Here is a 22913-nt window from a genome sequence, read left to right on the forward strand (position 1 = left end):
TCATCAAAATAATTTGGGTTGTTGTAATTCGTTTTTAATTCTCTCGTTAGCTATCTCAAAGAAATGGTCGTCAAGCTCCATTCCTATAAAGTTTCGCTTTTCTCTGATGACAGCAATACAGGTAGAACCGCCACCAGCGAAATTGTCCAGCACCAAATCGCCCTCGTTGGAATATGTGCGAATAAGGTATTGAAGCAAGGGGACAGGTTTGGCTGTAGGGTGCAACCAATCTTCTTTGCTGTGCCCTTTTGGGAAGGTGATAATACTGCTTGGATATTTTTCGTCTGCGATAAAATCTTCGGCTTTACCATACTTTCCGTAATTCCTGTTTGTGTCCTTGTGCTTACTGTTACCTCTACTATGATTGCGTTGTTGCGGCTCACATTTAACCATTTGTGGATTATAGGTTGGTTGTTTCTTGTAAAAAACCTCAATATTTTCATGCTGTCTCATCGGCATTCGCTTCGCATTAAGAAATCCTGTTTTTCTAACCTTGTCCCATATTAGTGTGGTCTTCCACATTTTAGGATTACTCATAATGAGCATAGCGTCGAATATCCCGAAAGCAAAAAGTAGTATAGCCCCATCATCTTTGATAATACGCTCATACTGCTTCCATAATGCTTGCAAATCAATCTCTTTATCCCATTGCGCATGCTTGTTTGATTTGTTCAGACAAGCAAAGGGTGGATCTGACAAAATCAAGTCAATGGACTTATCTGGTATATCTCGCATTAAAGAAAAACAATCACCATGATATAGCTTATTTAGTTCCATCATCTTTCGCGTTTACACCAATTATCACAACATTTCCAATATCCTGCCTTAAACGCTTCTTCAAGTTTTGCTTTCGGGTGCTTCTTTATCCAATCGGCAGCATATCTGTCTATTTTACTTTCCATATTTTACAACGTAAACAGTTTCTCAATAGGTTTTTTTGTTATTGTTTGGTTCATGGCACAAGTGATTTGCTTTTGCCAAATGCATTTGAAGTCATCGGGCATTTGATATTCTGAAATGAATATTCGATAACCCTCTGAATGTTTCTTCCTGCACCAATCATAGAACTTATTATAGTTAAAGTCTTTTGATGTGGTGTATTGTTTGGTGCCTTTATATGGAATGTCGCAGTAGATAGTCGTTCTATCAGCGGATGGCAATTCAACCTCCTCGTAACTACCACTTCGGAAATCCACATCTTGCAATAGCGGGATTTGTGGCAGAATGTTTCGGATTGATTCGGAAACATAATCTCTCGTCTTGCCGTTACCAATCTTCACACAATGCCCACTGTACCCGCCGGAGTAGAAGCGACCATTCACGCTCGCCCCTCCACGATAACAAATTTCAATTTCTGTGAACAAATCAATAATATGATCCGTTTCTCCGAACTCATTCTGAATATCGTAATCCTCTGCTTCATAGCCAAGTTTACGAAACTCATTTTTAAAAGTGCCTGACTGTTCAAAGAAACAATGAACTGTTCCTGTTATTTTCATGGGGTCTTACTCTTCTCCAACACCAAGCATTTCCATATCCTTTTGAGCAAAGGCACTGAGTTTTTCTTTGTTTTTCATGCTCCACTCCAAATTGGTCTCGTAAAGATGTTCGCATCTTTTGATTTCTATTAAATTGCGGATAAGGTTGATTCTATCATCAATAGTTTGTCCTGTATTCAACCCTATATATCTAAAGGTTGTTTGCTTACAGTTCGGATATGCCAAACCCCAACTTGATATTTCCAATCTATCTTTATTGTTTATGAGCAAATCTTTTAATTCGCTTACAAACCGATATTCTAATTTGGCAATTTTCTTCATCATAACCTCATCTACAAGAATGCCACATATACAGCCAAAAGGTATATCGTACATATTTTTATGCACTCTTCTTATATATTTCTTTCCCATTTTTTTTGAAACCTCTAAGAAGGAGTCCACCAATGATTTCACTTAATGGTGGATTCCTAAAAGTTAAACATATTTTACACAATTAAACACCTTTCCAATTTAAAACCAATGGATCATGTGTGTACTCATAGTATGCATGTTGTAATTCATGGATATTGCGACATGTTGGCGTGTACTGAACGTTATCACCGAATTGAAGAACCCACATGCTAAGGTCGTATTGAAAACGATGCACATAGAGTTCCCTATCTCCAACACGCAGGAAGAACCCCCCAATATCCTTATCGTGCTCAAACCCAAAACCTTTCAGAATATCCTCATTTATCTGTATGGGGACAATATTCTCTATTTCTTCTTCCCAAACATCGGACTCATTCCCGTTAAAATCAAGGTAGACGTCTCCGTTTTCAAAGATTGCAGACACGTACATCGGGATGGATAGTTTGTCTGTTATCTCACTATACTCTTGTACCCAGTCCCCGATATGAATATCTTGCAGTGTTAAATGATTTTTATACATAACTTTCTCTTTTTACTTTGTGCCGTCTTGTATGCAGCATAAATTTGTCTTTCTGTTCTTTTGGAACAAGTCATTTCTTTACTTCCTCATCAATCACCTTGTAATGTTTGCCTTTAAACGGTCGTCCCTCGTAGACAACTTTACGAACAACCCAGTTTCCTATGTTGTTAGCAGTCTGACAATCACGGATAGAGTTGTATATTTCCCCAGTTTCAAGACAAAGGACACGTACAGACCAGCCTTTTCTCTTTGGAAATTTAAGTCTTGTTGTATCACACATGCAAACGATGCTTTCTTTTTCTTGATTTTTACCTATTGCAAAAACCGAGGCCATTCTTCCAAGTTTTTCTTGCTCGTTCCTATACTCCAATACAGAGTATTCGTTGTCTCTGAAAGTCAAATCAATAATCTTACCTTCTTTTTCCGCAGAGCATAGATACCGATATTCGTTTTTGCAGTCCTTCATTTTCGCTCAATCTTATAAATTAACAACATTCTTTTTAGTGGAGAAAGCAGGACTCGAACCTGCATGGATTTACAATGCGTTTAACATCGCGACTCTCACGCTATACACCATCCTTGTATTAAGGACGCGTCTACCAATTCCGCCATTTCTCCAAAATGCGGGGTAGTGTACCCCGCTCCACACCAATGTTTGTTCGTCTTTATTGTTTTTTATATTCAAAAACATCGAATAATGGTGTTTCTGAAATAGAAACCACCTCGTAGTCAATCATTGTGTTGCTCATAACTTCTTTTACATACAGGCGCGCCTTATCAAGACTTGCAGCTTGCACAAGGTAAACAACGTTGGAACGTTTTTCTTTCTCTGTCTTTTCGTCAATGGCAATGAATGCAAGTTTTGCTTTATACCATCTGTCATCGCTGTCAGCATCGCTGAAGAAAATCTCACCATAAGGAGCACGAGTAATCGCCTTTACGTCAAATTCGCCACTGACATAGTGCGACATTTCTTCTGTTATGGCACTCTCTGCTTCAGAAAAACTCAACGCCTCTACAGTGTAAGCCTCTGTAACCTTTTTGGTCTGACCATCTTCCGTAGTTTTATTGTAACGTACTTTGGTCTCAAACCATTCTGATGTTCTGTTTCTCATGTTATTTTCTGTTTTAATTATTTTGTTCTATCAATGGCAACACTCCATGTTTCTTCAATTCTTCATATAGGAACAAATGTCCTTTTTGCGTCCATTTGGAATGTTGCTTTGTTTCTGTTCTGCCATTGTTGTGTTCAATTACTACCGATTCGCTTTGGATATATCCATAAGGCAGATACTTTGCTTTCAAAATCCATTGTCCTGCGACCTTGTGCTGAATACCGAAATTGCGAAGCAGGATATTAAAAGCCTTTGCACTCATTCCATAGTTCTGCGCAATGCTTGTTGTACAGATAGTAGCATTGTTAGCCAATATCAGGTCGCAGTAATCGGCTTTAGGCTTTATCTTAGCAATAGTATCACTTAGTTCTAATACTTGCTTTTCTGCTTCCAACGCTCTTTTGCTCTGCGACTGAGCTTTCTCGTATTGGTCTGCCCAAGCCCTTGCCGCTTCTGCGGGATTTGAAAAGTCAGGGATTGCCAACGCTTTTACATTGTTAGCAAATTCTTCACACTTAATAAAGTATCTTCGTGCTTGCTTTCCTTTTTCGTTACCCTCTACCATCGACAACTCTTTTGCCATACCGATTGATAAAGCGTACTCTTTTTGTGGTCTACCACCATTGGGGTTTTTGACAAAGTTATCAAAAACCTCAAAGTCTTGATTTTCAATAAACCCATACTTGTCGATTCTGTTCTTTATCCAGTTGGCAAACTCTTGTTTGCTCTCTAAGAAAGCATGAAGCATTCTTGCGCTCACCGCATTCTGACCATTTCTATCCTCGATAGGAATTAAGTCTTTAATATTATTACTTTCACTCATGTTATTTCGTTATTTTACCCCTGTACTACCGTATCCGCCCGCACCACGACTTGTTTCATTCAATTCTTCCACCTCAATAAATTCCATAGGAAATGTAACCCCAATCTTTATTTGTCCAACACGATCTCCGACTTCGTACTTCGGCATGTCGGACATGACATGATAGAACACCGCAGAAACCTCACCTGTATAGGTCTCGTCAATAGTGCCTACCGCATTGCTTAACACCATTCCCGTTTTCCATACAGAGGAGCGTGGACGTAAGTCAATACAAAACTTTAACGGCATTCTCGCCGTGTCTACAGACATGTGCTCTTTATATTTGCCGTTTTCCACAACAAGAATCGTCTCCTCTCCTCGCTCAATTTGAAACGCAATCCCTAATCCGTACTTGTAAACATTTGGCGCAACCTCTTCGCACGATGTTGCGTACACATCAAAACAAAAATCGCTGTCGTACTTCTTGTAAGGCATCTTTGCCAATGGACTTAATTTCTTTACTTTTATTTTCATATTGTTTAATTTAATAGTTGTCGTTTACAATAATCTTCTATCTCGCTCTCGTGTGCTTCCAATTCGCAAGGTATCTCTCCACCATCTTCATTGTAAGCACATAATTCTAAACTACAAATACGAACAGAAGCATAGGTTGTTACCCAAGCCCCCGTCCCATTGTAGTAATCGTCCTCTTGACAACTATCCGTCTCTATACTCCCGCAGACATTGGCCAAAACGTTGTTTCCAAGTTCTACTTCCAAATCAAAAGTCCCGTCGCAAGAATCATCAAGGATGGCATTTGCGATAGCGTGATCTATTTCGTTCATGTGCTTTATCGTTTAGTCATCACTTTCTCATTGATTTACCGCTAATGGTAATCTTCCTTGTCACGGCGTGCAAGCGATCTACGACCCTTTCGCCATACTTTTCTTTTAAATGGTCCTCGTCCAGGTTTGTTGTCATAATAAGCAACTTCCCGTTTCTTTCCGCCGCATCCACTAACTCCGCAAACGGAATGCGCTTGTTTCCATAGATATTGCTGACATCTTCTGTGCCAACATCGTCAATATAAACAATATGCTTTTTCATGATTTCATCAGGCTTAGAGTTTAGTTCTTGTGCGGTGTAAATACCTACTAACAGCCTGCAGTAGTAGTTAAGCAACAATGGTATTATGCGCATTCCGATAAGCGACTTTCCCAATCCGCACTTGCCAGCTAATAGTAATCCACGCCCCTTGTTATCAGTAAGCCATTCTGTTATTCGCTCGTAATCAGGCAGCCATTTCGCATCTTTCCCGCAGAAGTATTTTATTCCATTGTACAAGTGTTCTTGTGCGCATGGAATATGAATACACACTTGTTCTGGCAGCGGTTTATATCCCGTGTCTCGCAAATACTCTATCTGTTTTTTGAAATCTATCTTTTCCATTATCCCCAGTCTGTAGATTTATCGTAATTCATTTCGTCCGCATTTATTTTCACCCCAACAGACATCTTACCCTTATTTCCTTTTGCTTGCGCAACAAGTTCGTTGTATTTGGAACTAATATTAGACACGGATAGGTTACTCAACATCCAATTGTCTGTTATCTTTTCAAGAAAAACTTTCAATGCGTTAAGCAAATCGCTTTCCTCTACAGGTAGATTTTTATTTTTGCGAGAAAATCTGAGCTGGTTGAGTAACTGTCCCATTTGTGCCGCATCAACGGCTTTCCAGTAATATTCTTCCCCAGTCTTTTCCTTGAAGTAAGGTTCAAAAACAGCTCTCGCTTTTGTAACCGCAGAGGATTCTCTTTTAACTTTTCTTTTAGACTTTGACTCTTCTGAATTTTCAACCGCGCTTTTGGCGCGGAACCCTCTGTTAAGAGATATATTCTTTACTTCTTTACTTCTTATATTCTTTAGTTGTTGCTCATTTGTTTGCTCATTTGTTTGCTCATTTGTTTGCTCATTTGTTTGCTCATTTGTTTGCTCATTTGTTTGCTCATTTGTTTGCTCATTTGTTTGCTCATTTGTTTGGTAATCGTCATATTTACAGATAGTTATATCGCTAAATCTGTTTGTCGTTTTTACCAAAATTGCGCCGCTTTCCTGGAGGGTTTTTAGCTTCCTCCTTACACTTATTACTGGTATTTCTGTGGCTTCACTAAGACTTTTTACAGATGTAACAAGTTCCCCTCTGCATATCTTTTTACCCCTCCACTTCTTGTCTTTGCTGTTTGCAGACAAAAGTAAATGTAGGAACAAATGAACCGCTTGTGAGTCGGTGTACCATTCCCAATCTTGGAATTTCCGATATAACTTTATCCAACTACCATCCATAATAGACTATAATTTGCTTCCCTTAATACAACTTCTTCTTTCCGCAAGTTTTCTTAATACGCTATTAGTATCAGAAAAGAGCAGCGTGTCGTAGTCATGACAACCTTCAAGTGGTATTTCCTCTTTGCGATTTAGCAAGTTACTTATAACAAATTGGTTGTCATGAACGAAACTTTCATGCGCAATTTTGTACAATATAGAAACAAGCTCAAAATTAGTAAATCCACTAATTGATAAGTCGTGGATAAGATTTGTTACAGAATGGTCATTTCCATTTCGCATTTCATGTTCCATCATATGACAATCTTCGCACAAAGTTATTAGCGTCTTGTCTGGGTAATCCCATATTTTTGCACCGTTCCTGTAACAAAGATGGTGCACATGTAGTGTTTTCTCTGTACTACCACAAATTTGGCATGTGAAATTATCACGCTGCAAAATCTGTAATCTGCGTTTCTGCCAATGTGGACTTCTGATTTGCTCTTCGTATGAGAGCGTTTTTTCTTGGTCTTTTTTCATCCCAATCTATTTTATCCCAATTTGTAAAAGATAAACCGGCAGGGCGATTGGGAACACCTTTTCGACGAGAGTAGCTAACACCGCCTATCCGGCTTACCATGAAATAATATTATCGTTTATAAAACAATCTTTGACTCGCTTTCATATCTCATCAAATTAAAAAGCCCCACCGACAAAGGCAGGGCTAACATGTTCATATATCAGAAGGGGAGGTCATCGGAATCTTCCTTTGGTTGTGGTGTAGCTGGTCGTTGAGGCACCCCTTGGCTATTCACCTGTGGAGGGAACTGTTGCTGAGTGGTCTGCCGAGTAGTAGCTTGTTGGTTTTCGGGGTAAACGACCGCATTTCCTTGCTGTTGGGCATTTCGGTCTACTTTCCAACAAGAAATTTGGTTGTAGAATTTCCCATTGTACTCATGGCAGTCAATATCCAAGTGCACCCGAACCCTCTCGTTTAATTGTAGACCTGCATTTAAGATTTTTTCTTCTCCAAAAATCTGAAAGCAGATTGAGCGAGGATATTGCTCGTTTTCGCCCTCTACATTGATAACATACTCTTGTTTGCTCCAATCACCCCTTTGGGAGGAGCCCGTAACTTTTGGCAGCACATTGACAATAGTGCCGATAATTTGTATATCCATTGTTATGAATTTATTTTAGTTTACCTTTGTTTGTAGCCTAACTTTTCAAGCAGGCTCTTTATGTAATTTACTCCTTTCTGATAGACAAGTGTCTTGATATTGATGCAAATTTCACCATCAGACTTCTCGTATTTCTGTTCAATAGTTCTGAAGCACCCATTGTCGATGAAACGCTGCATTGGTTGATTCTTATGAGTGAGAACTCCAGCGTCTCTAAGTATCTCAAAGAGCTTGTTTCGTCCTACGCCCACAAAATCAAGCGTATTGGCAACAGATTTCATTTCAATGGCATCCTTACTGCTCGCTACTGCATCAAAGAATTGAACTTTAGGTTCCTGTTCTACAAGAAGTCTGTTTTGCTCTTCTATCTTTTCTTGCTGTTTGGCAGCAAGCATTAATGCTTGAGCAAAGGTTTGCGGAAGTGAGAATCCACCATTTTTAATGGTTTCTTCCATTCTATTGAAAGCCTCAATGTACTTTTCTTTGAACGCCATTGCCTTGGCCCCGGTGTACCCCATAACAAGTATAGTGAAGCCGTCTTTTGTCATTTGGTAGTATTCAGACTTTTGTGCGCCGCCTTGTGGTAACTTGTTGATATTCACCATTAACGCAAAATTGCGCTCTCTAAATTCGGGGCTACAATGTAAATTACGAATATCGCGCAATACATCTGCATTTCTTTTTCCGAATACTTCTGCTATTTTAAGGCTTGTTGTCAAAGCCTTTCCGTCTTTGCTTTTGTAAACAAGTTCACCGTCTGTCATACTATCATTTTAGCATTATTAATCTTTTCTATCTTTTCTCTAAAGTACTGCACCGCCAACTCCGTGCGTTCAAGAAGTTGCTTCTGAAACTCAACATCCTTTGGTATGGTAAGCACCTTTAGTTGTTTGCTCTTGGAAGTACGCGGATCGTAACTTACAAATTTGCAGAATGGTACTTCGATATCAGTTTCACGTTCAACGCAAATCATGTTGTACTGACACTGGCTGAAATATTGCAAATTGTCTTCTTTTAAATCTTCTGCCGTTTCGTATAAGAAATGTTTAAGATGAATGGCAGGGTTGAACGGGCACTTGATTTCCAAGATGCCACCACTGCGGATAATACCGTCAGGTGAACCTCCAGCAAACCTTTCATAGCCCTTAAGCGGTATAAATGGAGCGTCAAGCACTTCTTCCCCGGTTTCATTGCAGAACCGCATTCGTGCAGAATTCTCCATAAGCGTTCCCCAATCCATTGCCCGTGAGTGCGGCGCACAATCTTCCATATATTCAAGGAAAGCGTTGTCAGGCATGAATTGCTCGGCTATCTTCCCATCAAGATAAGAGAATGTGCCTTGTGAGAACGGGACCTCTTTTGTTCTGACTCGTGACTTTGGATTAAGTTTCTTATACTCCTCTATTTCCTCTTCTGTCATATCCTCCTTGTGGTTGGCAAGGAGGATATAGATTTCAGAGGCGGTCACACGACCCTTTCGGGCGAGGTACCAATCTGTCGTTCTTTGTAAGTCGTTCATTTCTTCTCGCCTTTTTTCTTTTCAGAGGGAGCCTTATCTTTTTCCCCAAATAAGTCTTTGGCAGGATTAACCTCTTCTTCCGTGGCCTCCAAGGGCGTGGTACTCTTAGGGAAAAATGTCTCTTGAACGGTTGTTGTCCCTTCTTTGATCGCAGTAGCAAGACCTCGCAGTTCAACGACCATATCAGTATCAATCTCGTCAACCTTTGATACAGATAGGTAGTCCAAAATACATTGCTCTTCGACGCCGATTTTTGAGAAATACTGCATCATACTCTGCCGGATGTTTTCAAGCGCCATAGATTGCCCAAGGGACACCTTTTTTGCCTTGCCAATAACTTTCTTGATAAGGGCAGATGGGACAACTTTCATTACAGCATTACGCATGGCAATAGCGCAGGCTGCGTTCCCTGTTACAACTTGCATGTCGTCCGAATATGTCTTCCCATTTTTGTCGGTGATTCTGCGTTTCACCTCAACAGATGTTGCATAGTTGCTTTCGAGATCATGACATACACCTTGTGCGGTAATCATCTTTCCGTCATTGCCAATGATGCGTGCTTGGACTCTCAGATTGCCCCAGGCTGACGCAATAATTTCTGCCATGCGAACCGAAGGCCCTTCAATAACCTTTCCTTGTCTGCGAAGCACATAGAAACAACTTGCAGCCGTTTCCTCATCCATAGTAGCAAGTGTTTCAATGTTGTTTAATACTCTTGCAAGATTGCGTGGGTATTGCTTTGCCGTTGCAATCTGCGTGTCAATCTCACTCTTGTTGATTGCCGCAAGCATTTCTGCCTGCTGTACTTCGATAACTTCCATTTGCGCTTCTTCCACAGATGGCACTTGGTTAAAATTTTCTTCCATAATTATTCACTTATTTGTTGGTTAAAAATATCATCAATCACTTCAAACGAAAAGCTGTTTAATGTTTGGTTATAGGTTATTTTGTTTTCGGACACCATTTGATTAATTTCACTTTTAACTTGGGCGGTAACTTCGCCCATCACCTCGTTGAAATTAGCAGAGATTGGAAACTTGTGGGCCTCAGCTTTCTGTTTGTTTATCTGCTTTATTATATCGTATACATCTATCATACACAGAAATAAAAAAAGCTAACTATCTTCACAGACGGTTAGCCTACACCTAAATACGCAAATATAACACTTATAAATTCTTTCTCCTGGCGTACTCTGCAATAAGCAAAGAGTCCGATTTGTTATCATCAAGATTCCTACACCTTTCGCTTCTCCTTAAATCCACATCAGGGAATAGTCTCCTTGAAGCGTTAAAAGAAGTAGCCTTTGTGTTTATATCTTTTACATTGGTCTCTTTCCCGTTGCGCTTTATGACCTTATACGACACAACCAGATCTGAATTTGTCCAAATCTCTTTCTGCCACGCCTTTGGCGGCACAAGGTGGTAGGGTATTTCAAGAGCGACAAGAATGCCTTTCAGTATTCCGAATGTCTGACCAAAAGAGAATGTGGATTTTGCGGAAGATCCGAATATCGCATGTATCTCTTCCATACAAGCCACGACATTCTCGTTAGACTTGTCTTTTATTCTTTTTAATTCTCTTGACAACCCAAGTTCGTCATTGTCGGCTATAGAAATAAATTCTTTCGAGTTGTCGGGGTAGATTACAGAAAAATATCCTTTACTTCCAGGGTCTATACCAATAAATGTTCTTCCTTCCATATATCTTATAAATTATGTTCAACAAAAAATCCGCACTACCTTCACAGGCAATGCGGACACAAGATTTATCACTTTGTTTGTAGTCTAATAGTGGAGGTGGCAGGACTCGAACCTGCACGGACTTACAAAGGCTTTAGCATGGCCACTCTCAACCTTATGCCATCCCGTATTCGGGGTATGTCTACCAATTCCATCACGCCTCCAATAAAAACAGGGGCGCTCCCCTGTAAAAAAGAATCAATTAAATACTTATTTGGTATGATAAAAAGTGACTCTCACGAGCTTTGCGGAAGACGGAGGACTCGAACCTCCGATACATTTCTGTATTACACATTAGCAATGTGCTGCATTACCACTCTGCCAGCCTTCCATGTTGCCACACACCTATCCGTGGAAAGATGTGTGGCTATGTTTTATTTGAGCGAATTGCGTTATCAATTCTTTAAAGTCCATGACTACTCATTTTTTTTGTCTTAGCCTTTTATACGTTTTTATGAATATGTCTATGATATTCTATAGAGGTGCAACTTTTAATCAACCACCCCAACCGCTTTGCCTACATTCAACTTGGACCTGTCTTTCGGCGGACGCAACGGCTGCGTCTGTTTTCCAATAAATTTGCTTTCGGCGTTATAGGCTCTTGCGCCTATAGCTCATTGTTGATGAAAGCTATTAGCTGACTTTTTGCAAAGTAGTAGCGTCCCCTTGGTTTTGTGAACGGTATAATACAGTCTCTCACATACCTCCGCACGGTCTTCTCACTTACATTGAGAACGGCAGCGGTCTGTCTCGTCGTCAGATATGTTTCTTCACTTGCCATATTAGTTTTTCCATTTAATTTACACATTAATCTAATGATTTTTTGTATATTTGCAAAATTAATCTAATATATGTCGTGAGACATCGTAGATTTCGTTTTATTCATATCAGTATATGGTAAGATTTCTTATGGCAAATATAGGCATAAAATCTAAAACGCAATAGATTTTGAATAGATATTTAACATATATTTTGATTATGAAACATATTAAAACGAAGCAAATGTGATTTGATTATTAAGTAAACACCTAAAATACAGTAAATTATGGCAAATATTAATTCTTATCAAAGATTGTTGACGGTCCTTGACAGTTATCTTCAAAAAAGTTCAGACAATTCTCCTACATCGTTTGAAAGAGAGTTTGGTCTGCCAAATGGCTTCTTTCATAATGCCGAGAAGCGAGACACTCCGGATGATCAAAAGAGATTATACAGGAGTACTTATGAGAACATCCGTAACGCCCAACCGCTTTTTAACATCAAGTGGCTCGAAACGGGAGAGGGGAAGATGTGGCTACATGACGAGACAGAAAATGCAATTGAAGTGTCCAAGGTTGGTAGACCATACTACAATGTAGACTTCCTTGGTGGATTTGACTTGATGGTAAATGACCAAACAACAATCCCCGTTTCGTATATAAGTATGGAACCATACAACAAGGCTGGGTTCTATTGGTGCAACCTGACGGGCGATAGCATGTCTCCTCTCATCAGGTCTGGGGCAAAGATATGCCTCAAACACATAGAAGATGGCGTGAACGGAATAATTTACGGGGAAGTCTACGCACTTATTACAAGAAGTGATATGCGTACCGTAAAGTGGGTTGTGCGCTCTAATGATGAAGACAAGGTGCGCCTTGTTCCTGAAAATAAAGATCCTAAATACGGAGACTTTCAAGATGTTTCCAAGTCTGATATTATAAGGGTCTTCAAAGTAGAGCTTGCTGTCAACCCATTATAGAAGTACAAAATTCGTACCATTTTTATGTAAATATCTGATAATCAGCATATCTTCGAATCCCAACGGAATCACTTTAATAGTTAGAAAATCAGGCTTGTTAAAACGCATAACAAACTGATTATCAGCTGTTAAAATAATTATCAAACAAGATTATCACTTTGTTTACACCCTGCCAAAGGCGGACAAAAACGGACATTAGGGTACATTCTCGTAACAAAATCGTACCAAAGCGTCGTACCAATTTTGAAAGTTAAAGTGATATGAAAAAAATAGCAAATACAAGGATTGTCTTTGATAGGCACAATACTGCATCTAAGAAAGTTGCAGTACCCGTTTATGTTGAAGTTACCTTTGTCAAAGTCAGGAACTTCTATAACACAGGTGTAAAGGTGAAAAAGGATCAGTTTCGCAATGACAGAGTATGTAATTGCGGCCAGCAGGTAGAGTACAACAAGCGCATTGATATTGTTCGTAACACGATTATTGACTATATTAATACAAAATTAGAGAACAATGAGGCGTTTACTCTTGCTGGGCTGAAAGAGTATATGAGTAACAATAGTATTGTAGGTCGCAAGGACGCCTTTCTGTCGTTTATGTATCAACGCATCTATGAGCGCAAAATAACAGATGGAACAAGGAAAGGGCATTTGTCTGTCTATCATGTCCTCAAACGCTGGGGAAGAATAAAGGACTTCTCTGATATTACACAAGGCAACATCCTATTGTGGAATGAGCTTTCGATTACCAACGCCATAAAGACAAAGTCCATTTACAATTATCACAAAGTATTGAAGCTATACATCCGTGAAGCAAAGTTATTCGGTTATGTAAAAGAAAACCCGTATGATGTTCTTCATTTTAAGCGTTCAGAGAACTCTGATAGGCGTTTCCTATCAATAGAGGAGCTTGATAGGCTTAAGGCGGTAAAACTTACAGAATTACCCTTAATTAAGGCGAGGGATTGCTTTCTCTTTCAGTGCTACACCGGACTTGCTTATGTGGATATGTGTAATTTCGATTTTGAGAGTATGGCAAAGGAGGTGGACGGAGCATATAGGGTGAAGAATGAACGTGTAAAAACGGGGAATGCGTATAATATCACACTACTTCCTCCTGCGATGGAAATATTGAAGAAGTATGAGTATCATCTACCTATACAAGAAATGCATGTCTATAATAGGAATTTGCAAGCAATTCAATATCGAGCAGGAATAGAAAAGCATATCAGTTCGCACGTTGGAAGACATACTTTCGGGACTGTGTGCATTAATCAACACATACCTATAGAGGTCGTAAAGGAGTTTATGGGACACAAAGACATCAAGACTACTGCTATATACGCAAAGATATTGGATAAGACGGTGAACAAGGAGTTTGATAAGCTCAAAAACGTATTCTAAAGAACGGAAAGGGTGAACGAATATAGCCCACCCTTTCTCTGTTTAATACATATATTTATATCTTTCTACCCTAAACTCGTTACTCTTATCATAATGACACGAATTTATCTCGGGGCAGAAACCTCGATAACAACAACTTGGGACGCAATACTTTGCAAGTATAGGCTCAATATCGGCTAACTTTGATATTACTCCATTCCAAATCTTTCTCGTTTCCTTAGAAGCATTTATACACAGTCTGACCTTAGAAATATTGATGATTTCCTGCGCATTGAGAGAAAGCATAAGGTTTACCGGCTCGCCTTGCTTCATTTCGTTGCGATCAAGTCCGGACTTGGTTATATCTGGTCGGCTTGTTGATACATACGGCTGTGCGTGAACGTGTCTTACTAAGTGCCCCATTACCCAATAAGGAATATCGAATAAACGTACCTCAAAATGCAATTCCCTTAGCGGACTGTGCTCCGCTCTTATAATCTGTATCTTAAACTTATCACTCGGTTCGTGGTCGAGTGGTGGCAAACGTTGCGTGAATCTTGCAGCATTCACAACGTCGAGCCAAGAGGACTTTCTTTCTACTTCTATCTTCATATTCGCAAATAAATCTTAATCAAAAAACACAGTTTGCTCATTGACTTGTTCATCATCAGTAATCTTAATTGGTACTGGCTTGTCAAGCCTTACCATGACTTTTATTCGTGAGAATTGAGAGGCATCTATTGGCATGAAAGCACAATTGGTGTCTTCTGATACAAGATATTTGCCGTCCCACGACCAGTGTGCTCCATGACAATCTACAAATGTTCCCTTGTTTGGCGTAAGTGTTCTTAAATCAGCCTTTCTGCCAACGTTAGAAACATTACTATACAATTCGTTGTACTCAGGGCGCATTGCTATGACTTCCCTGAATAAATGTAGATTATAATCCTTCAGCTGATTCATAAAAGCCGGCAGGTGTTTTTTAAGATAATCCTCTATAACAGCATTGTCAAACCATGTCCTTGGTCTGAATTGCAGTATATGCTTGTCTATAAACTCTTTTGTGAACTTACTCTTTTCAACCATGACTATCGTTCCACCAAAGCCAAAATCTTCTCGTAAGGCAAAATCAGCATCTTTATTATTGTGAAGAAACGGTATTGGTAAATACACCAAGTCCACAATATTACATACTTTTGAGACACAGCCCAACGAAACGTTAAGGGTTTCCTTATGCTCCGCTTTGAAATCTCTGATAAAAGTACCATAAGATTTAGCCCTCATCGTTGGTCCTGTGCATGAATTTATTTTACCATACTTGCACCTTCGGACATAGTTTCTTAACAGACACATCCCTTGTGCATATAAATTGCATCTTTCTGGACACTCACACAAATACATAAAGCCCCTTGCTCTATCTGTTAATTTTTCTCTACTAAACAAAGAAGAGCCATCGCTAATATACGAATATATTTCTTTCATTATATCTCTGTTTTTGTAATCGGTTTCCTTTTTATCTTATGGAATCATCAAAAGTTTTCCATACGTATTTACAGATAAATTCTTTAGCTTCGCGGTAAGACTTGTAACAAACATTGTCAAATGTTGCAAGACCATTAGAAATAGACATATTACTCCATGATATAAAAAATCTGCGTTGTGGATAAAATAACTTATCTCCATTCGCTAAATTTTCTTTCTTCACTATTCGGTAATGGGGTATATTACAATATATTACCAATACAATTATAGATAACAAGATTGCTACTGTAATTACCAACACCAATATTTCAAATAGATTATTAAATACTATCATATCGTTTTTATTAATGTTTACACATCAGATTAATCGTCTTGTTGGTTTCCTCTTTTAGAAGAGAATCAAACCTTCTACAAATATCACTAAGTCTTGTAACATCGGCTTCGTTATTCAAATCAAGATTTAGCTCTTCTATGATGATGTTTTCAATACCTAATTTTATATTGCTATTATTCATTTCTAACCACATGGCACACACCTCTCGTCTTGGATAGGCAATTCTATCCCAGAACCATTGCTTAAAATCAGACCATGTGTATATAGGTATGTTTATTCTTATGCGTTTCATTGTTATAACATCTTAAATTTTCCACATTTCTTGCACCTAAAGCCAATAGTACCATGTTCATTGTTAATGTACCCCGTTAAATCAGGAGTTGTTTGTACATAATCGTGCTTGCAAAACAAACGCTTTAGTATTTTCATTGTCAGTTCGCTTTATAGTTATATATAGGCTTGATAATCTCTACAATATCCGCTGTAGGCTCTATCGCTTTCATAATTTCATCGATAGGCTTGTAAACCTGTGGAGCTTCGTCTATGGTAGCTTCATTTACAGAAGTAGTATAAATGCCATCCATAGACTTCTCGTAATCATTCATTGATACAGTTTCCTTTGCCTTACTTCGGCTCATTAAACGTCCAGCTCCATGTGGAGCAGAATGATTCCAATCCTCATTACCCTTTCCAATACATATCAGAGAGCCATCACGCATATTGATAGGAACAATGAACTTCTCTCCTTTCTGTGCACTTACAGCACCCTTGCGAAGTATCATATTCTTTGTGTCAATGTAATTGTGAATGGTCTCAAACGTGCTGACAGCGTGCAAGTCCATTTGCCCCAATATCAGTTCAGCAATAGTCTTTCTGTTCAGAGAGGCAAACCGCTGGACAATCTCCATATCGTTGATGTAGTCCTCGAAGTCCTTGCCCTCTAAATATGCAAGTTCTTTTATAAACTTTGGTTGACTTAACTTTTGCAATTCGGAGTTGATATCCTTTTCACGACCTTGTGCCTTTAGGACTGCTATCAACTCTTTCTTTTATCAGCCAAGCTGTTCAATTTCTCATAAGCAAGATTCTGATAATAGTTACATACACCTACGCCAAGGTTACGACTACCTGAATGGATGACAAGATACAATCTCCCATCTTCGCTCCTGTCCACTTCTATAAAATGATTACCACCGCCGAGAGAGCCAATGGAAAGAATAGCACGCTCCAAATTAACGTGTTCGGCGCATCTTAAATTCTTGAAGCTAAAAGAATGTATAGGAATAAGATGGATATTGAAACCCGATGGCACGTGTTTATGTATCACCATATCCAACTCTTTTAAGTCAACATCTTGCTCTTGTAGTTCTACAACTAACATGCCACATCCAATATCTACCCCCGTGAGATTTGGGGTAATCTTATCAGTGATAGTCATAGTCGTGCCAATCGTACACCCCTTTCCTGCGTGCGAATCGGGCATAATACGAATTTTGGCATTATGATACGGTTCAAAATCAGCTAATGCCTTAACCTGCTCGTAAGCCTCATTTTCAAATGTTTCGGCAAATACTTTTACTTCATTACCGATGCTGTTCTTTATTATCTTCATTATTCTCGCTTAATAATTTCCATGCTTCATACGAAATCGTTTCTGGGTAACGAGTAGCAAGGATTTCTCTCAAGGAAGCCTCTGCAAGAAGAGATATTATCTTTTACGTTTTGCTTTATTCATATCCCCAACGCTTTCTTTAGTCGTTCCTTGTAATCTTTATTAGCGGCTTGCTGCGCTTCATAGAGCGTTGCAAAGAACTTGTCGCCAATAGAAAATATACCCAATATTTTTACGTCCCAAACATCATTGTAAAAATCTATCCCATAATCAAAAAATGGTGTGCGAGACTTGTACTTTTTCTCGCTGTCCTTTTCCCATTCCAAATTGGGTAAATTCTCAACCACGGTCTGTTTACCTGCACCATAAGCATAGTTAATCGCTCGCTTTACATTAGCAACCGACACCGTGTTTCCGAAGTTTGCCTTACGGTCTACATAGTGCAGAATTCTATCTAATATCTTTTTGTATTCCATATCTACTCCTTTCCTCGGTCTTCAATGTGAAATGTTGTCCATAGTAGCGTCATACTTTCCACACGACATTGACCGTCTTTAATTGTTTTGTCTTTGAAATATTCTTTTAGCTTCGCCATTACCTCATACTGTTCGCAATCTCTTTTGTCAATAAAGAAATCTCCCTTATCGGCAAAGCTCTTGCCATCTTCACGGTTCTCCCACGAACGAGTATTAAAGATTTTCTTCAAGCCGGCTATTGCCTGCTGTTTTGTTATTTCCATACTATCCTTCTATTTTCAAGGTGTTGGTAAGAAAGTCGCTGATGTAATCATTGGATCTCTTCACGGAAGCAAGACAACTATCCCAGTTATTGCAAACTACATCGTCCACTCGCTTTACCATTTCATTTATCAACTCACAATACGCTTTCAGATTCTCAAAGCGTTCTTCGTCAATGGAAGTATCGCCTATAGGCTCTATGTTACCAATCAACTTGTTTACAATGTCTATTAGTTCCATAATCTTGTAACTTTCTTATTATTTGAATATGCTGTTTATTAGCAATACTGCCGCAACTCCCCATCCGCTGAACGCTATTGTATATGCTATACATCTTGTGATAGTAAATCTTCTCAAAGCGTCTGCATAACGGTTCTTGAACTCAATCGCATCGCCAAACTTCCTCTCAAAGGTTTCCGTACAAGCATCGGACAATATCCTTTCTATCTTCCTGCGTCCTTTCTCTGTAATAATTGGGCCAAATTCGTCGTTCTTATATAAGCCATTCTCGTGTGAGAATACATTGGTATAGAAAACTGTATCTCCGTTGTATTTATCTTGGAATCCGACTCTAATATCAATTCGGAACACACCATGTTCTTGGTAATACTTCTTCGCCAAGTCGCGGATTTTTCCATCGTTCAACTCGGCTTTTTCTTGAAGTTCGTTATACTCATACTCGCTTAATTGTACAATTCTGTTTTCCATACTAAATTTCTTTTAGGTTAAACAAATCTGCCTGTGTCATACCCTCAAACCAATCAGGGTTAAAAGGGTTGCAGCAGTAAAGTCTTTTGTACTGATCCTCGGATATTTTCCACAGGCTTTCATTATACTGGAAAGCCCATCCCGTTCCGAACTTCTCTACCATCTTATCACGCGCTTCTTCGTAGCTTTCGGCTTCCTCTATGTGGTAGCAGTTGTGATACTTGGTATCACTCATCATAAATGTAAAATAAAATCGTTCCATATTTCTTTTCTTGTTAGGTTGTATTTCTTCTGTTTCAAACGGATAAGTTGCACGTATTCCTGCCACGCTTCCTTTCCATATAATTGAATAATAATTTTTCTATAGTCCTTTTCTTTCAGGGATGGTAGAATTGATTTGCTCATTTTTATATCTTTTTACGGTTCCTTGAAATAATGCCCAAGTATTTTCTTCTATCACTTTGAGCTTAACCTGCTCTTGTCTTACAATGTAGGCAAAGGCTTTTCTTTGCCACTTAGTATTGCGCCTAACCTTGAACAGTACCTTTGTAAGCGCATATTCTTTGTTATAAACGAGAGTTGCTCCTTTGCAAGCCTTCTTAATCTTGCGTGGAATTAATTTGCTCATAACTTATCTTCTTTATAAAGTTCGCAAGCTGGATTAGTAACTTTTATTTTCAACAGTCCGTTGAAAGTTCGGTTGCTCTTCCGCTTAGCACAATATTGTATCACTTTACTCTCGCATTCCCATCTTTCCCGATATGCGCACGTTCGACAGAATTTTGTCGGTTTCAGGGTGGCTTGTGGCGAGATATCAAATAATCCATTCATAACTGAATTTCAATTTTGTTGTTTTCTAAAATCTTTCTGTAATACTCATTCTCTTCTTCGAGTTTGGTAATGATACATTTCAAGCGTTTAGCCTCTGCATTGTAGCGTTCACGCTCAAAACTCTCATAGGTCGTGTTATGACAGGTGCAGCGTTCAATATCGTTACTTACAGCTACTGCCATACACCGGGAACAAGCACCTTCCAACGCCCTTAATATTCTCATAATGGCATTTCATATCATAATATCACCACCTCTCGATTTGGGTATTCTCCCTCGACTTCTATATTTTCAGCTTCTCGCCAGCCGCAGTATTCACCGCCGTAGTCTCCATTTTGGATAGACACTTCAATATCTCCATACTTTTCATATGCCTCTTGAAGCCTTTTCTGTAACTCTGATATTGTCATAATTCTTCTTTTTCAAATTCTGTTTTTAATAATCGGCATGTAAAAAGTCGACCATTGCGACTTCCATCATGGAAAAATGATTTATAATCATTGTAAAGTTTGGAAGACGGATTGAACGAAATAAATATATAGTTATCCGTTCCATTCAAAACATCCATCCCGTTCAAATAGACCTTTCCTGTCTTTGACAAGTTGTTTCCATTCACAAGAGGCTGATAGTACAGTCCCGTTGCCTTGTGTCTAATTCTGTAGGGTTTCATATTGAATATTGTTTATAAATTAATTATCAAACCAAAAAACAAACCTTACCTCTTCCTTTCTAAAAGCTCTCATATAAGCTAAGAGTGCGTCGTAGTCTTCGTTAATATACGACCCAAGAGGTTTTCGTGCTTCTTTTATAGCTGTTTCTAATTCGTCTTGAGTAACCCAGCTGTGAGAGTGTGCATCGTATCGCCATAGTTCATAGTCTTCCTTTGTCTTATAAGATATATCATCAGGCAACCCCTTTGGTTCAAAAGCCTTAATACTTCCATTATTGCGGACGTTTGCCAACGCCGCAAACATTTCATATGCTCGCGATCCATCAAAATCCATGGAATGATTCCAAGAACAATTCCTGCTTCTTGTTTCTACGTGTCCGTGTATATCACAACCATAATTATTAAATTTTATGTTCTACCATTTGTTTACTTACCCACTCAACGGCATTTTCGTGCATGTCATTGGCTTTTATGTCATCAATCTCATTGAGTTCCCATTCACAGCCAAGACATATTTCTCTCTCGACATCTATATCGTGGAACACCATATCGTTTGGGTCAGAATAGAAGGCCATCGTTTCGTAATAGCGTTCATTTCCGACGGTGTTAAGGGTGAGTCTTCCCCAATATTCGACCATTAGTCTTCCAACTGTGCTAACAACCACTTTTTGGTTTTCGTATTCCAATAAGGTGTTTCTTCTGAAAAGACACCTGTCAGAACAAATGAAATATCCTGCCCAGCCTCTTTCTGTTCTTTTTAATTGTTTCATAGTTATATCGTTTTTTGCACACTCTTTTTCTTGCGAAAATCGTTACTTTTGACGAGTTTTACTTTCAGTTTCTTGCTCGTGCGCTTACGCTTGCGTGGGTATGCAACATGTACGCCTGCAGTAGGTAGGCTTGAATTATGTAGTATCGTCTCAAAATCTAAATTACTCTTTCTCATAATAAATTAAGCATTAAAATTGTCAAGATAAGCAAGTGGATTAGGTTTCTCAACTTTGTGCGATAGTCTCTTTTTGTGATTGTAGATAACATGCTGGAAGCTCCTACTTACTTTGTTGTCTATGATTGTATATTTGCAACCAAGATTAACCCATCCAGACCAACATCCGCTCTTTGGGTTATACCAAGCAACGAAATGTCTATGATAAGGTTTGTTTGTGTATTCGCTTGCGGTCGTGTCGTTGAGAACGGGGATGACGCACTCTGCTACCATTTCACTCTTGCTTACTTCCTTGTCGTCCACCATTCCTTTTATATATCTGCTTGCAGAAGCCTTGCTCATCCCAAAAGACTTTGCTAAACAACGCATAGATTTCGGTGCTTTAGAACGGTTACACGAAAATTTATTTTCTTGAACCAACTCGTTCCGTTTTTCGGCACTGAAAACATTGTGAAGCAATGTTCTTCGTAAAAGAGTAATGACTTTGCGAAGTGATACTTTCGTTATCTTTTCTCTGTTATTTACAAAGACAGAATCTTCTGACACAACATCAATCTTCCGAACATAATCTTCGGCTGATTTATATTGACCTCGTTTACCTCTTGTGATGATAAACTTACTCTTGAATGGTTTTGCAAAAAGACAGTTCTTCTTCTCATTATAGATAAAGAGCTCACTTTCTTTTGCCATTTCAAGTAAAGACTTCGCTTTGTAATAGGAAACACAGAACAACTCACCAAAAGCCTTTATACTCAAATTATTCAAATATAAGGTAGAATTCTCGTGCAAGGCTTTGACTATTGCAGCCAAAGCTATCATTTCAATGGCATGCTTATCAAAGCGATGTCTTTGAAGTAAATTAACCGGCATGTTCAATGTCTTATACATACACAAGTATGAGGTCTTACGCCAAAGGATAGCCTCTACTCTATTCCTTTGGCCGCCTCAATTATCTTTAATGTGAATGTCCTGTTGGCAGCGTTGATGTAGAGGAAATCAACTGCTGCAAAGATACAAATATCTAACAAACATCTATTGTGTTTCGCCATAAATCTATTGTTTGTTAGATATATTTAACAAATATCTAACGAAAATATTATGTGCAATTCTCACCTTTCAATCTGCTTTATCGTTAATTAATAAACTGATTTATAAGGGTTTTGCGGTATGATGTAATATTTTAAAAGTAATTATTATTCCCCAAACAGGCTACATTATCAATCTTAATCTTTCTAAATACAGATAGATTTTTGTTAGATTTTCTTGCACATGTTTAGACTTTTGTGTACTTTTGTCATCGCAATATGATTGCAAGAGGTATTTGACTTATTGGGTCAAGAAGGCCGAAAGGTGGTTGTGTATAG

Annotated in this window: 37 protein-coding genes and 3 tRNA genes; 2 read left to right on the forward strand and 38 right to left on the reverse strand. The window is 38.8% G+C overall.

Annotation, left to right across the window (positions count from 1 at the left end):
• Positions 1-3 precede the first annotated feature (3 nt).
• The 22 genes from C7120_RS09150 to C7120_RS09250 all read right to left on the reverse strand — a co-directional run bounded on the left by C7120_RS09150 (position 4) and on the right by C7120_RS09250 (position 11888).
• Positions 4-780, reverse strand: a complete 777-nt coding sequence (locus tag C7120_RS09150) for a site-specific DNA-methyltransferase (RefSeq protein ID WP_107621296.1) — start codon at positions 778-780, stop codon at positions 4-6.
• A gap of 125 nt (positions 781-905) precedes the next feature.
• The gene (locus C7120_RS09155; RefSeq protein WP_107621297.1) at positions 906-1499 is read right to left on the reverse strand and encodes a DNA adenine methylase; all 594 of its coding nucleotides are present in this window, start codon (positions 1497-1499) and stop codon (positions 906-908) included.
• Between the two features lie 6 nt (positions 1500-1505).
• A complete protein-coding gene (locus C7120_RS09160) occupies positions 1506-1910 on the reverse strand; it encodes a hypothetical protein (RefSeq protein ID WP_146154247.1) in 405 nt (134 codons plus the stop codon).
• Positions 1911-1992: 82 nt separating this feature from the next.
• Positions 1993-2430, reverse strand: coding sequence for a hypothetical protein (locus tag C7120_RS09165; protein WP_107621299.1), 438 nt, complete (start codon positions 2428-2430; stop codon positions 1993-1995).
• Between the two features lie 70 nt (positions 2431-2500).
• The gene (locus C7120_RS09170; RefSeq protein WP_107621300.1) at positions 2501-2896 is read right to left on the reverse strand and encodes a hypothetical protein; all 396 of its coding nucleotides are present in this window, start codon (positions 2894-2896) and stop codon (positions 2501-2503) included.
• A gap of 38 nt (positions 2897-2934) precedes the next feature.
• A tRNA-Tyr gene (locus tag C7120_RS13940) sits at positions 2935-3048 on the reverse strand.
• Positions 3049-3095: 47 nt separating this feature from the next.
• Positions 3096-3545 carry a DUF4494 domain-containing protein gene (locus C7120_RS09175; protein ID WP_107621301.1) on the reverse strand — a complete coding sequence of 150 codons (450 nt, stop codon included), beginning with the start codon at positions 3543-3545 and terminating at the stop codon, positions 3096-3098.
• Between the two features lie 13 nt (positions 3546-3558).
• A complete protein-coding gene (locus C7120_RS09180) occupies positions 3559-4368 on the reverse strand; it encodes a phage antirepressor KilAC domain-containing protein (protein WP_107621302.1) in 810 nt (269 codons plus the stop codon).
• A gap of 9 nt (positions 4369-4377) precedes the next feature.
• Positions 4378-4881: a dUTP diphosphatase gene (locus C7120_RS09185; protein WP_107621303.1), complete on the reverse strand. Its 504-nt coding sequence runs from the start codon at positions 4879-4881 to the stop codon at positions 4378-4380.
• Between the two features lie 5 nt (positions 4882-4886).
• Entirely contained in the window at positions 4887-5192 is a 306-nt protein-coding gene (locus tag C7120_RS09190) for a hypothetical protein (RefSeq protein WP_107621304.1), read from the reverse strand.
• Positions 5193-5211: 19 nt separating this feature from the next.
• The gene (locus C7120_RS09195; protein ID WP_107621305.1) at positions 5212-5796 is read right to left on the reverse strand and encodes a hypothetical protein; all 585 of its coding nucleotides are present in this window, start codon (positions 5794-5796) and stop codon (positions 5212-5214) included.
• Complete coding sequence (locus C7120_RS13945; RefSeq protein WP_158267366.1) at positions 5796-6689, reverse strand: hypothetical protein; 894 nt, start codon at positions 6687-6689, stop codon at positions 5796-5798. The genes C7120_RS09195 and C7120_RS13945 overlap by 1 nt, the downstream gene beginning before the upstream one ends.
• Positions 6690-6695: 6 nt before the next feature.
• Positions 6696-7208 (reverse strand): HNH endonuclease, encoded by a 513-nt coding sequence (locus C7120_RS14045; RefSeq protein ID WP_199220678.1) that lies wholly within the window; start codon positions 7206-7208, stop codon positions 6696-6698.
• 200 nt (positions 7209-7408) lie between these two features.
• Positions 7409-7849 carry a DUF3127 domain-containing protein gene (locus C7120_RS09215; RefSeq protein ID WP_107621308.1) on the reverse strand — a complete coding sequence of 147 codons (441 nt, stop codon included), beginning with the start codon at positions 7847-7849 and terminating at the stop codon, positions 7409-7411.
• Between the two features lie 20 nt (positions 7850-7869).
• Positions 7870-8613, reverse strand: a complete 744-nt coding sequence (locus tag C7120_RS09220; protein WP_107621309.1) for a phage regulatory protein/antirepressor Ant — start codon at positions 8611-8613, stop codon at positions 7870-7872.
• Complete coding sequence (locus tag C7120_RS09225; RefSeq protein WP_107621310.1) at positions 8610-9368, reverse strand: lambda exonuclease family protein; 759 nt, start codon at positions 9366-9368, stop codon at positions 8610-8612. Before C7120_RS09225 ends, C7120_RS09220 begins: the two co-directional genes overlap by 4 nt.
• Positions 9365-10234, reverse strand: coding sequence for a hypothetical protein (locus C7120_RS09230; RefSeq protein ID WP_107621311.1), 870 nt, complete (start codon positions 10232-10234; stop codon positions 9365-9367). The genes C7120_RS09225 and C7120_RS09230 overlap by 4 nt, the downstream gene beginning before the upstream one ends.
• Positions 10235-10236: 2 nt before the next feature.
• Positions 10237-10464 carry a hypothetical protein gene (locus C7120_RS09235; RefSeq protein WP_107621312.1) on the reverse strand — a complete coding sequence of 76 codons (228 nt, stop codon included), beginning with the start codon at positions 10462-10464 and terminating at the stop codon, positions 10237-10239.
• Between the two features lie 70 nt (positions 10465-10534).
• Entirely contained in the window at positions 10535-11068 is a 534-nt protein-coding gene (locus C7120_RS09240) for a hypothetical protein (protein WP_107621313.1), read from the reverse strand.
• 91 nt (positions 11069-11159) lie between these two features.
• A tRNA-Ile gene (locus C7120_RS13950) sits at positions 11160-11271 on the reverse strand.
• Positions 11272-11355: 84 nt separating this feature from the next.
• Positions 11356-11438: transfer RNA gene (locus C7120_RS09245), tRNA-Ser, on the reverse strand.
• 276 nt (positions 11439-11714) lie between these two features.
• A complete protein-coding gene (locus tag C7120_RS09250; RefSeq protein ID WP_158267367.1) occupies positions 11715-11888 on the reverse strand; it encodes a helix-turn-helix domain-containing protein in 174 nt (57 codons plus the stop codon).
• 264 nt (positions 11889-12152) lie between these two features.
• On the opposite strand from C7120_RS09250, the gene C7120_RS09255 reads away from it, so the two are divergent.
• Together C7120_RS09255 and C7120_RS09260 are read left to right on the forward strand one after the other, a co-directional pair.
• Positions 12153-12848, forward strand: coding sequence for a S24 family peptidase (locus C7120_RS09255; protein ID WP_107621315.1), 696 nt, complete (start codon positions 12153-12155; stop codon positions 12846-12848).
• Positions 12849-13108: 260 nt separating this feature from the next.
• Positions 13109-14251: a site-specific integrase gene (locus C7120_RS09260; RefSeq protein ID WP_107621193.1), complete on the forward strand. Its 1143-nt coding sequence runs from the start codon at positions 13109-13111 to the stop codon at positions 14249-14251.
• A gap of 42 nt (positions 14252-14293) precedes the next feature.
• On the opposite strand, the gene C7120_RS09265 is transcribed toward C7120_RS09260, so the two are convergent.
• The 16 genes from C7120_RS09265 to C7120_RS09335 all read right to left on the reverse strand — a co-directional run bounded on the left by C7120_RS09265 (position 14294) and on the right by C7120_RS09335 (position 22425).
• The gene (locus C7120_RS09265; RefSeq protein ID WP_107621194.1) at positions 14294-14842 is read right to left on the reverse strand and encodes a thymidylate synthase ThyX; all 549 of its coding nucleotides are present in this window, start codon (positions 14840-14842) and stop codon (positions 14294-14296) included.
• A 15-nt stretch (positions 14843-14857) separates the two neighbouring features.
• Positions 14858-15712 carry a hypothetical protein gene (locus C7120_RS09270; protein WP_146154228.1) on the reverse strand — a complete coding sequence of 285 codons (855 nt, stop codon included), beginning with the start codon at positions 15710-15712 and terminating at the stop codon, positions 14858-14860.
• 344 nt (positions 15713-16056) lie between these two features.
• Positions 16057-16338: a hypothetical protein gene (locus tag C7120_RS13795; RefSeq protein ID WP_146154229.1), complete on the reverse strand. Its 282-nt coding sequence runs from the start codon at positions 16336-16338 to the stop codon at positions 16057-16059.
• A gap of 139 nt (positions 16339-16477) precedes the next feature.
• Positions 16478-17086, reverse strand: coding sequence for an RtcB family protein (locus C7120_RS14280; RefSeq protein ID WP_107621316.1), 609 nt, complete (start codon positions 17084-17086; stop codon positions 16478-16480).
• Positions 17083-17658 carry an RtcB family protein gene (locus tag C7120_RS14285; protein ID WP_107621317.1) on the reverse strand — a complete coding sequence of 192 codons (576 nt, stop codon included), beginning with the start codon at positions 17656-17658 and terminating at the stop codon, positions 17083-17085. The genes C7120_RS14280 and C7120_RS14285 overlap by 4 nt, the downstream gene beginning before the upstream one ends.
• Before the next feature lie 119 nt (positions 17659-17777).
• Positions 17778-18134, reverse strand: coding sequence for a hypothetical protein (locus C7120_RS09290; RefSeq protein WP_107621198.1), 357 nt, complete (start codon positions 18132-18134; stop codon positions 17778-17780).
• Positions 18135-18136: 2 nt separating this feature from the next.
• Positions 18137-18397 (reverse strand): hypothetical protein, encoded by a 261-nt coding sequence (locus tag C7120_RS09295; protein WP_107621199.1) that lies wholly within the window; start codon positions 18395-18397, stop codon positions 18137-18139.
• Between the two features lies 1 nt (position 18398).
• A complete protein-coding gene (locus C7120_RS09300) occupies positions 18399-18635 on the reverse strand; it encodes a hypothetical protein (protein WP_107621200.1) in 237 nt (78 codons plus the stop codon).
• Positions 18636-18653: 18 nt separating this feature from the next.
• Positions 18654-19103 carry a hypothetical protein gene (locus tag C7120_RS09305; RefSeq protein WP_107621201.1) on the reverse strand — a complete coding sequence of 150 codons (450 nt, stop codon included), beginning with the start codon at positions 19101-19103 and terminating at the stop codon, positions 18654-18656.
• Position 19104: 1 nt separating this feature from the next.
• Positions 19105-19365, reverse strand: a complete 261-nt coding sequence (locus C7120_RS09310; RefSeq protein WP_146154230.1) for a hypothetical protein — start codon at positions 19363-19365, stop codon at positions 19105-19107.
• A 99-nt stretch (positions 19366-19464) separates the two neighbouring features.
• Positions 19465-19731 (reverse strand): hypothetical protein, encoded by a 267-nt coding sequence (locus C7120_RS09315; RefSeq protein WP_107621203.1) that lies wholly within the window; start codon positions 19729-19731, stop codon positions 19465-19467.
• Positions 19732-19930: 199 nt separating this feature from the next.
• Entirely contained in the window at positions 19931-20158 is a 228-nt protein-coding gene (locus C7120_RS13800) for a hypothetical protein (protein WP_146154249.1), read from the reverse strand.
• Positions 20159-20172: 14 nt separating this feature from the next.
• The gene (locus tag C7120_RS13955; RefSeq protein ID WP_158267362.1) at positions 20173-20343 is read right to left on the reverse strand and encodes a hypothetical protein; all 171 of its coding nucleotides are present in this window, start codon (positions 20341-20343) and stop codon (positions 20173-20175) included.
• Between the two features lie 279 nt (positions 20344-20622).
• Positions 20623-20937, reverse strand: a complete 315-nt coding sequence (locus C7120_RS09325) for a hypothetical protein (protein WP_146154250.1) — start codon at positions 20935-20937, stop codon at positions 20623-20625.
• Between the two features lie 67 nt (positions 20938-21004).
• Positions 21005-21373, reverse strand: coding sequence for a hypothetical protein (locus tag C7120_RS09330; protein WP_107621207.1), 369 nt, complete (start codon positions 21371-21373; stop codon positions 21005-21007).
• A 182-nt stretch (positions 21374-21555) separates the two neighbouring features.
• Positions 21556-22425 carry a hypothetical protein gene (locus C7120_RS09335; RefSeq protein WP_233247051.1) on the reverse strand — a complete coding sequence of 290 codons (870 nt, stop codon included), beginning with the start codon at positions 22423-22425 and terminating at the stop codon, positions 21556-21558.
• Positions 22426-22913 lie beyond the last annotated feature (488 nt).

The sequence above is a fragment of the Prevotella sp. oral taxon 376 genome (assembly GCF_003043945.1).
Taxonomy (GTDB): Bacteria; Bacteroidota; Bacteroidia; order Bacteroidales; family Bacteroidaceae; genus Prevotella.

Coding starts and splice junctions, on each gene's coding strand:
- C7120_RS09150 (WP_107621296.1), bottom strand. CDS start 780: ATGATGGAACTAAATAAGCTATATCATGGTGATTGTTTTTCTTTAATG.
- C7120_RS09155 (WP_107621297.1), bottom strand. CDS start 1,499: ATGAAAATAACAGGAACAGTTCATTGTTTCTTTGAACAGTCAGGCACT.
- C7120_RS09160 (WP_146154247.1), bottom strand. CDS start 1,910: ATGGGAAAGAAATATATAAGAAGAGTGCATAAAAATATGTACGATATA.
- C7120_RS09165 (WP_107621299.1), bottom strand. CDS start 2,430: ATGTATAAAAATCATTTAACACTGCAAGATATTCATATCGGGGACTGG.
- C7120_RS09170 (WP_107621300.1), bottom strand. CDS start 2,896: ATGAAGGACTGCAAAAACGAATATCGGTATCTATGCTCTGCGGAAAAA.
- C7120_RS09175 (WP_107621301.1), bottom strand. CDS start 3,545: ATGAGAAACAGAACATCAGAATGGTTTGAGACCAAAGTACGTTACAAT.
- C7120_RS09180 (WP_107621302.1), bottom strand. CDS start 4,368: ATGAGTGAAAGTAATAATATTAAAGACTTAATTCCTATCGAGGATAGA.
- C7120_RS09185 (WP_107621303.1), bottom strand. CDS start 4,881: ATGAAAATAAAAGTAAAGAAATTAAGTCCATTGGCAAAGATGCCTTAC.
- C7120_RS09190 (WP_107621304.1), bottom strand. CDS start 5,192: ATGAACGAAATAGATCACGCTATCGCAAATGCCATCCTTGATGATTCT.
- C7120_RS09195 (WP_107621305.1), bottom strand. CDS start 5,796: ATGGAAAAGATAGATTTCAAAAAACAGATAGAGTATTTGCGAGACACG.
- C7120_RS13945 (WP_158267366.1), bottom strand. CDS start 6,689: ATGGATGGTAGTTGGATAAAGTTATATCGGAAATTCCAAGATTGGGAA.
- C7120_RS14045 (WP_199220678.1), bottom strand. CDS start 7,208: ATGAAAAAAGACCAAGAAAAAACGCTCTCATACGAAGAGCAAATCAGA.
- C7120_RS09215 (WP_107621308.1), bottom strand. CDS start 7,849: ATGGATATACAAATTATCGGCACTATTGTCAATGTGCTGCCAAAAGTT.
- C7120_RS09220 (WP_107621309.1), bottom strand. CDS start 8,613: ATGACAGACGGTGAACTTGTTTACAAAAGCAAAGACGGAAAGGCTTTG.
- C7120_RS09225 (WP_107621310.1), bottom strand. CDS start 9,368: ATGAACGACTTACAAAGAACGACAGATTGGTACCTCGCCCGAAAGGGT.
- C7120_RS09230 (WP_107621311.1), bottom strand. CDS start 10,234: ATGGAAGAAAATTTTAACCAAGTGCCATCTGTGGAAGAAGCGCAAATG.
- C7120_RS09235 (WP_107621312.1), bottom strand. CDS start 10,464: ATGATAGATGTATACGATATAATAAAGCAGATAAACAAACAGAAAGCT.
- C7120_RS09240 (WP_107621313.1), bottom strand. CDS start 11,068: ATGGAAGGAAGAACATTTATTGGTATAGACCCTGGAAGTAAAGGATAT.
- C7120_RS09250 (WP_158267367.1), bottom strand. CDS start 11,888: ATGGCAAGTGAAGAAACATATCTGACGACGAGACAGACCGCTGCCGTT.
- C7120_RS09255 (WP_107621315.1), top strand. CDS start 12,153: ATGGCAAATATTAATTCTTATCAAAGATTGTTGACGGTCCTTGACAGT.
- C7120_RS09260 (WP_107621193.1), top strand. CDS start 13,109: ATGAAAAAAATAGCAAATACAAGGATTGTCTTTGATAGGCACAATACT.
- C7120_RS09265 (WP_107621194.1), bottom strand. CDS start 14,842: ATGAAGATAGAAGTAGAAAGAAAGTCCTCTTGGCTCGACGTTGTGAAT.
- C7120_RS09270 (WP_146154228.1), bottom strand. CDS start 15,712: ATGAAAGAAATATATTCGTATATTAGCGATGGCTCTTCTTTGTTTAGT.
- C7120_RS13795 (WP_146154229.1), bottom strand. CDS start 16,338: ATGAAACGCATAAGAATAAACATACCTATATACACATGGTCTGATTTT.
- C7120_RS14285 (WP_107621317.1), bottom strand. CDS start 17,658: ATGAAGATAATAAAGAACAGCATCGGTAATGAAGTAAAAGTATTTGCC.
- C7120_RS09290 (WP_107621198.1), bottom strand. CDS start 18,134: ATGGAATACAAAAAGATATTAGATAGAATTCTGCACTATGTAGACCGT.
- C7120_RS09295 (WP_107621199.1), bottom strand. CDS start 18,397: ATGGAAATAACAAAACAGCAGGCAATAGCCGGCTTGAAGAAAATCTTT.
- C7120_RS09300 (WP_107621200.1), bottom strand. CDS start 18,635: ATGGAACTAATAGACATTGTAAACAAGTTGATTGGTAACATAGAGCCT.
- C7120_RS09305 (WP_107621201.1), bottom strand. CDS start 19,103: ATGGAAAACAGAATTGTACAATTAAGCGAGTATGAGTATAACGAACTT.
- C7120_RS09310 (WP_146154230.1), bottom strand. CDS start 19,365: ATGGAACGATTTTATTTTACATTTATGATGAGTGATACCAAGTATCAC.
- C7120_RS09315 (WP_107621203.1), bottom strand. CDS start 19,731: ATGAGCAAATTAATTCCACGCAAGATTAAGAAGGCTTGCAAAGGAGCA.
- C7120_RS13800 (WP_146154249.1), bottom strand. CDS start 20,158: ATGAGAATATTAAGGGCGTTGGAAGGTGCTTGTTCCCGGTGTATGGCA.
- C7120_RS13955 (WP_158267362.1), bottom strand. CDS start 20,343: ATGACAATATCAGAGTTACAGAAAAGGCTTCAAGAGGCATATGAAAAG.
- C7120_RS09325 (WP_146154250.1), bottom strand. CDS start 20,937: ATGGATTTTGATGGATCGCGAGCATATGAAATGTTTGCGGCGTTGGCA.
- C7120_RS09330 (WP_107621207.1), bottom strand. CDS start 21,373: ATGAAACAATTAAAAAGAACAGAAAGAGGCTGGGCAGGATATTTCATT.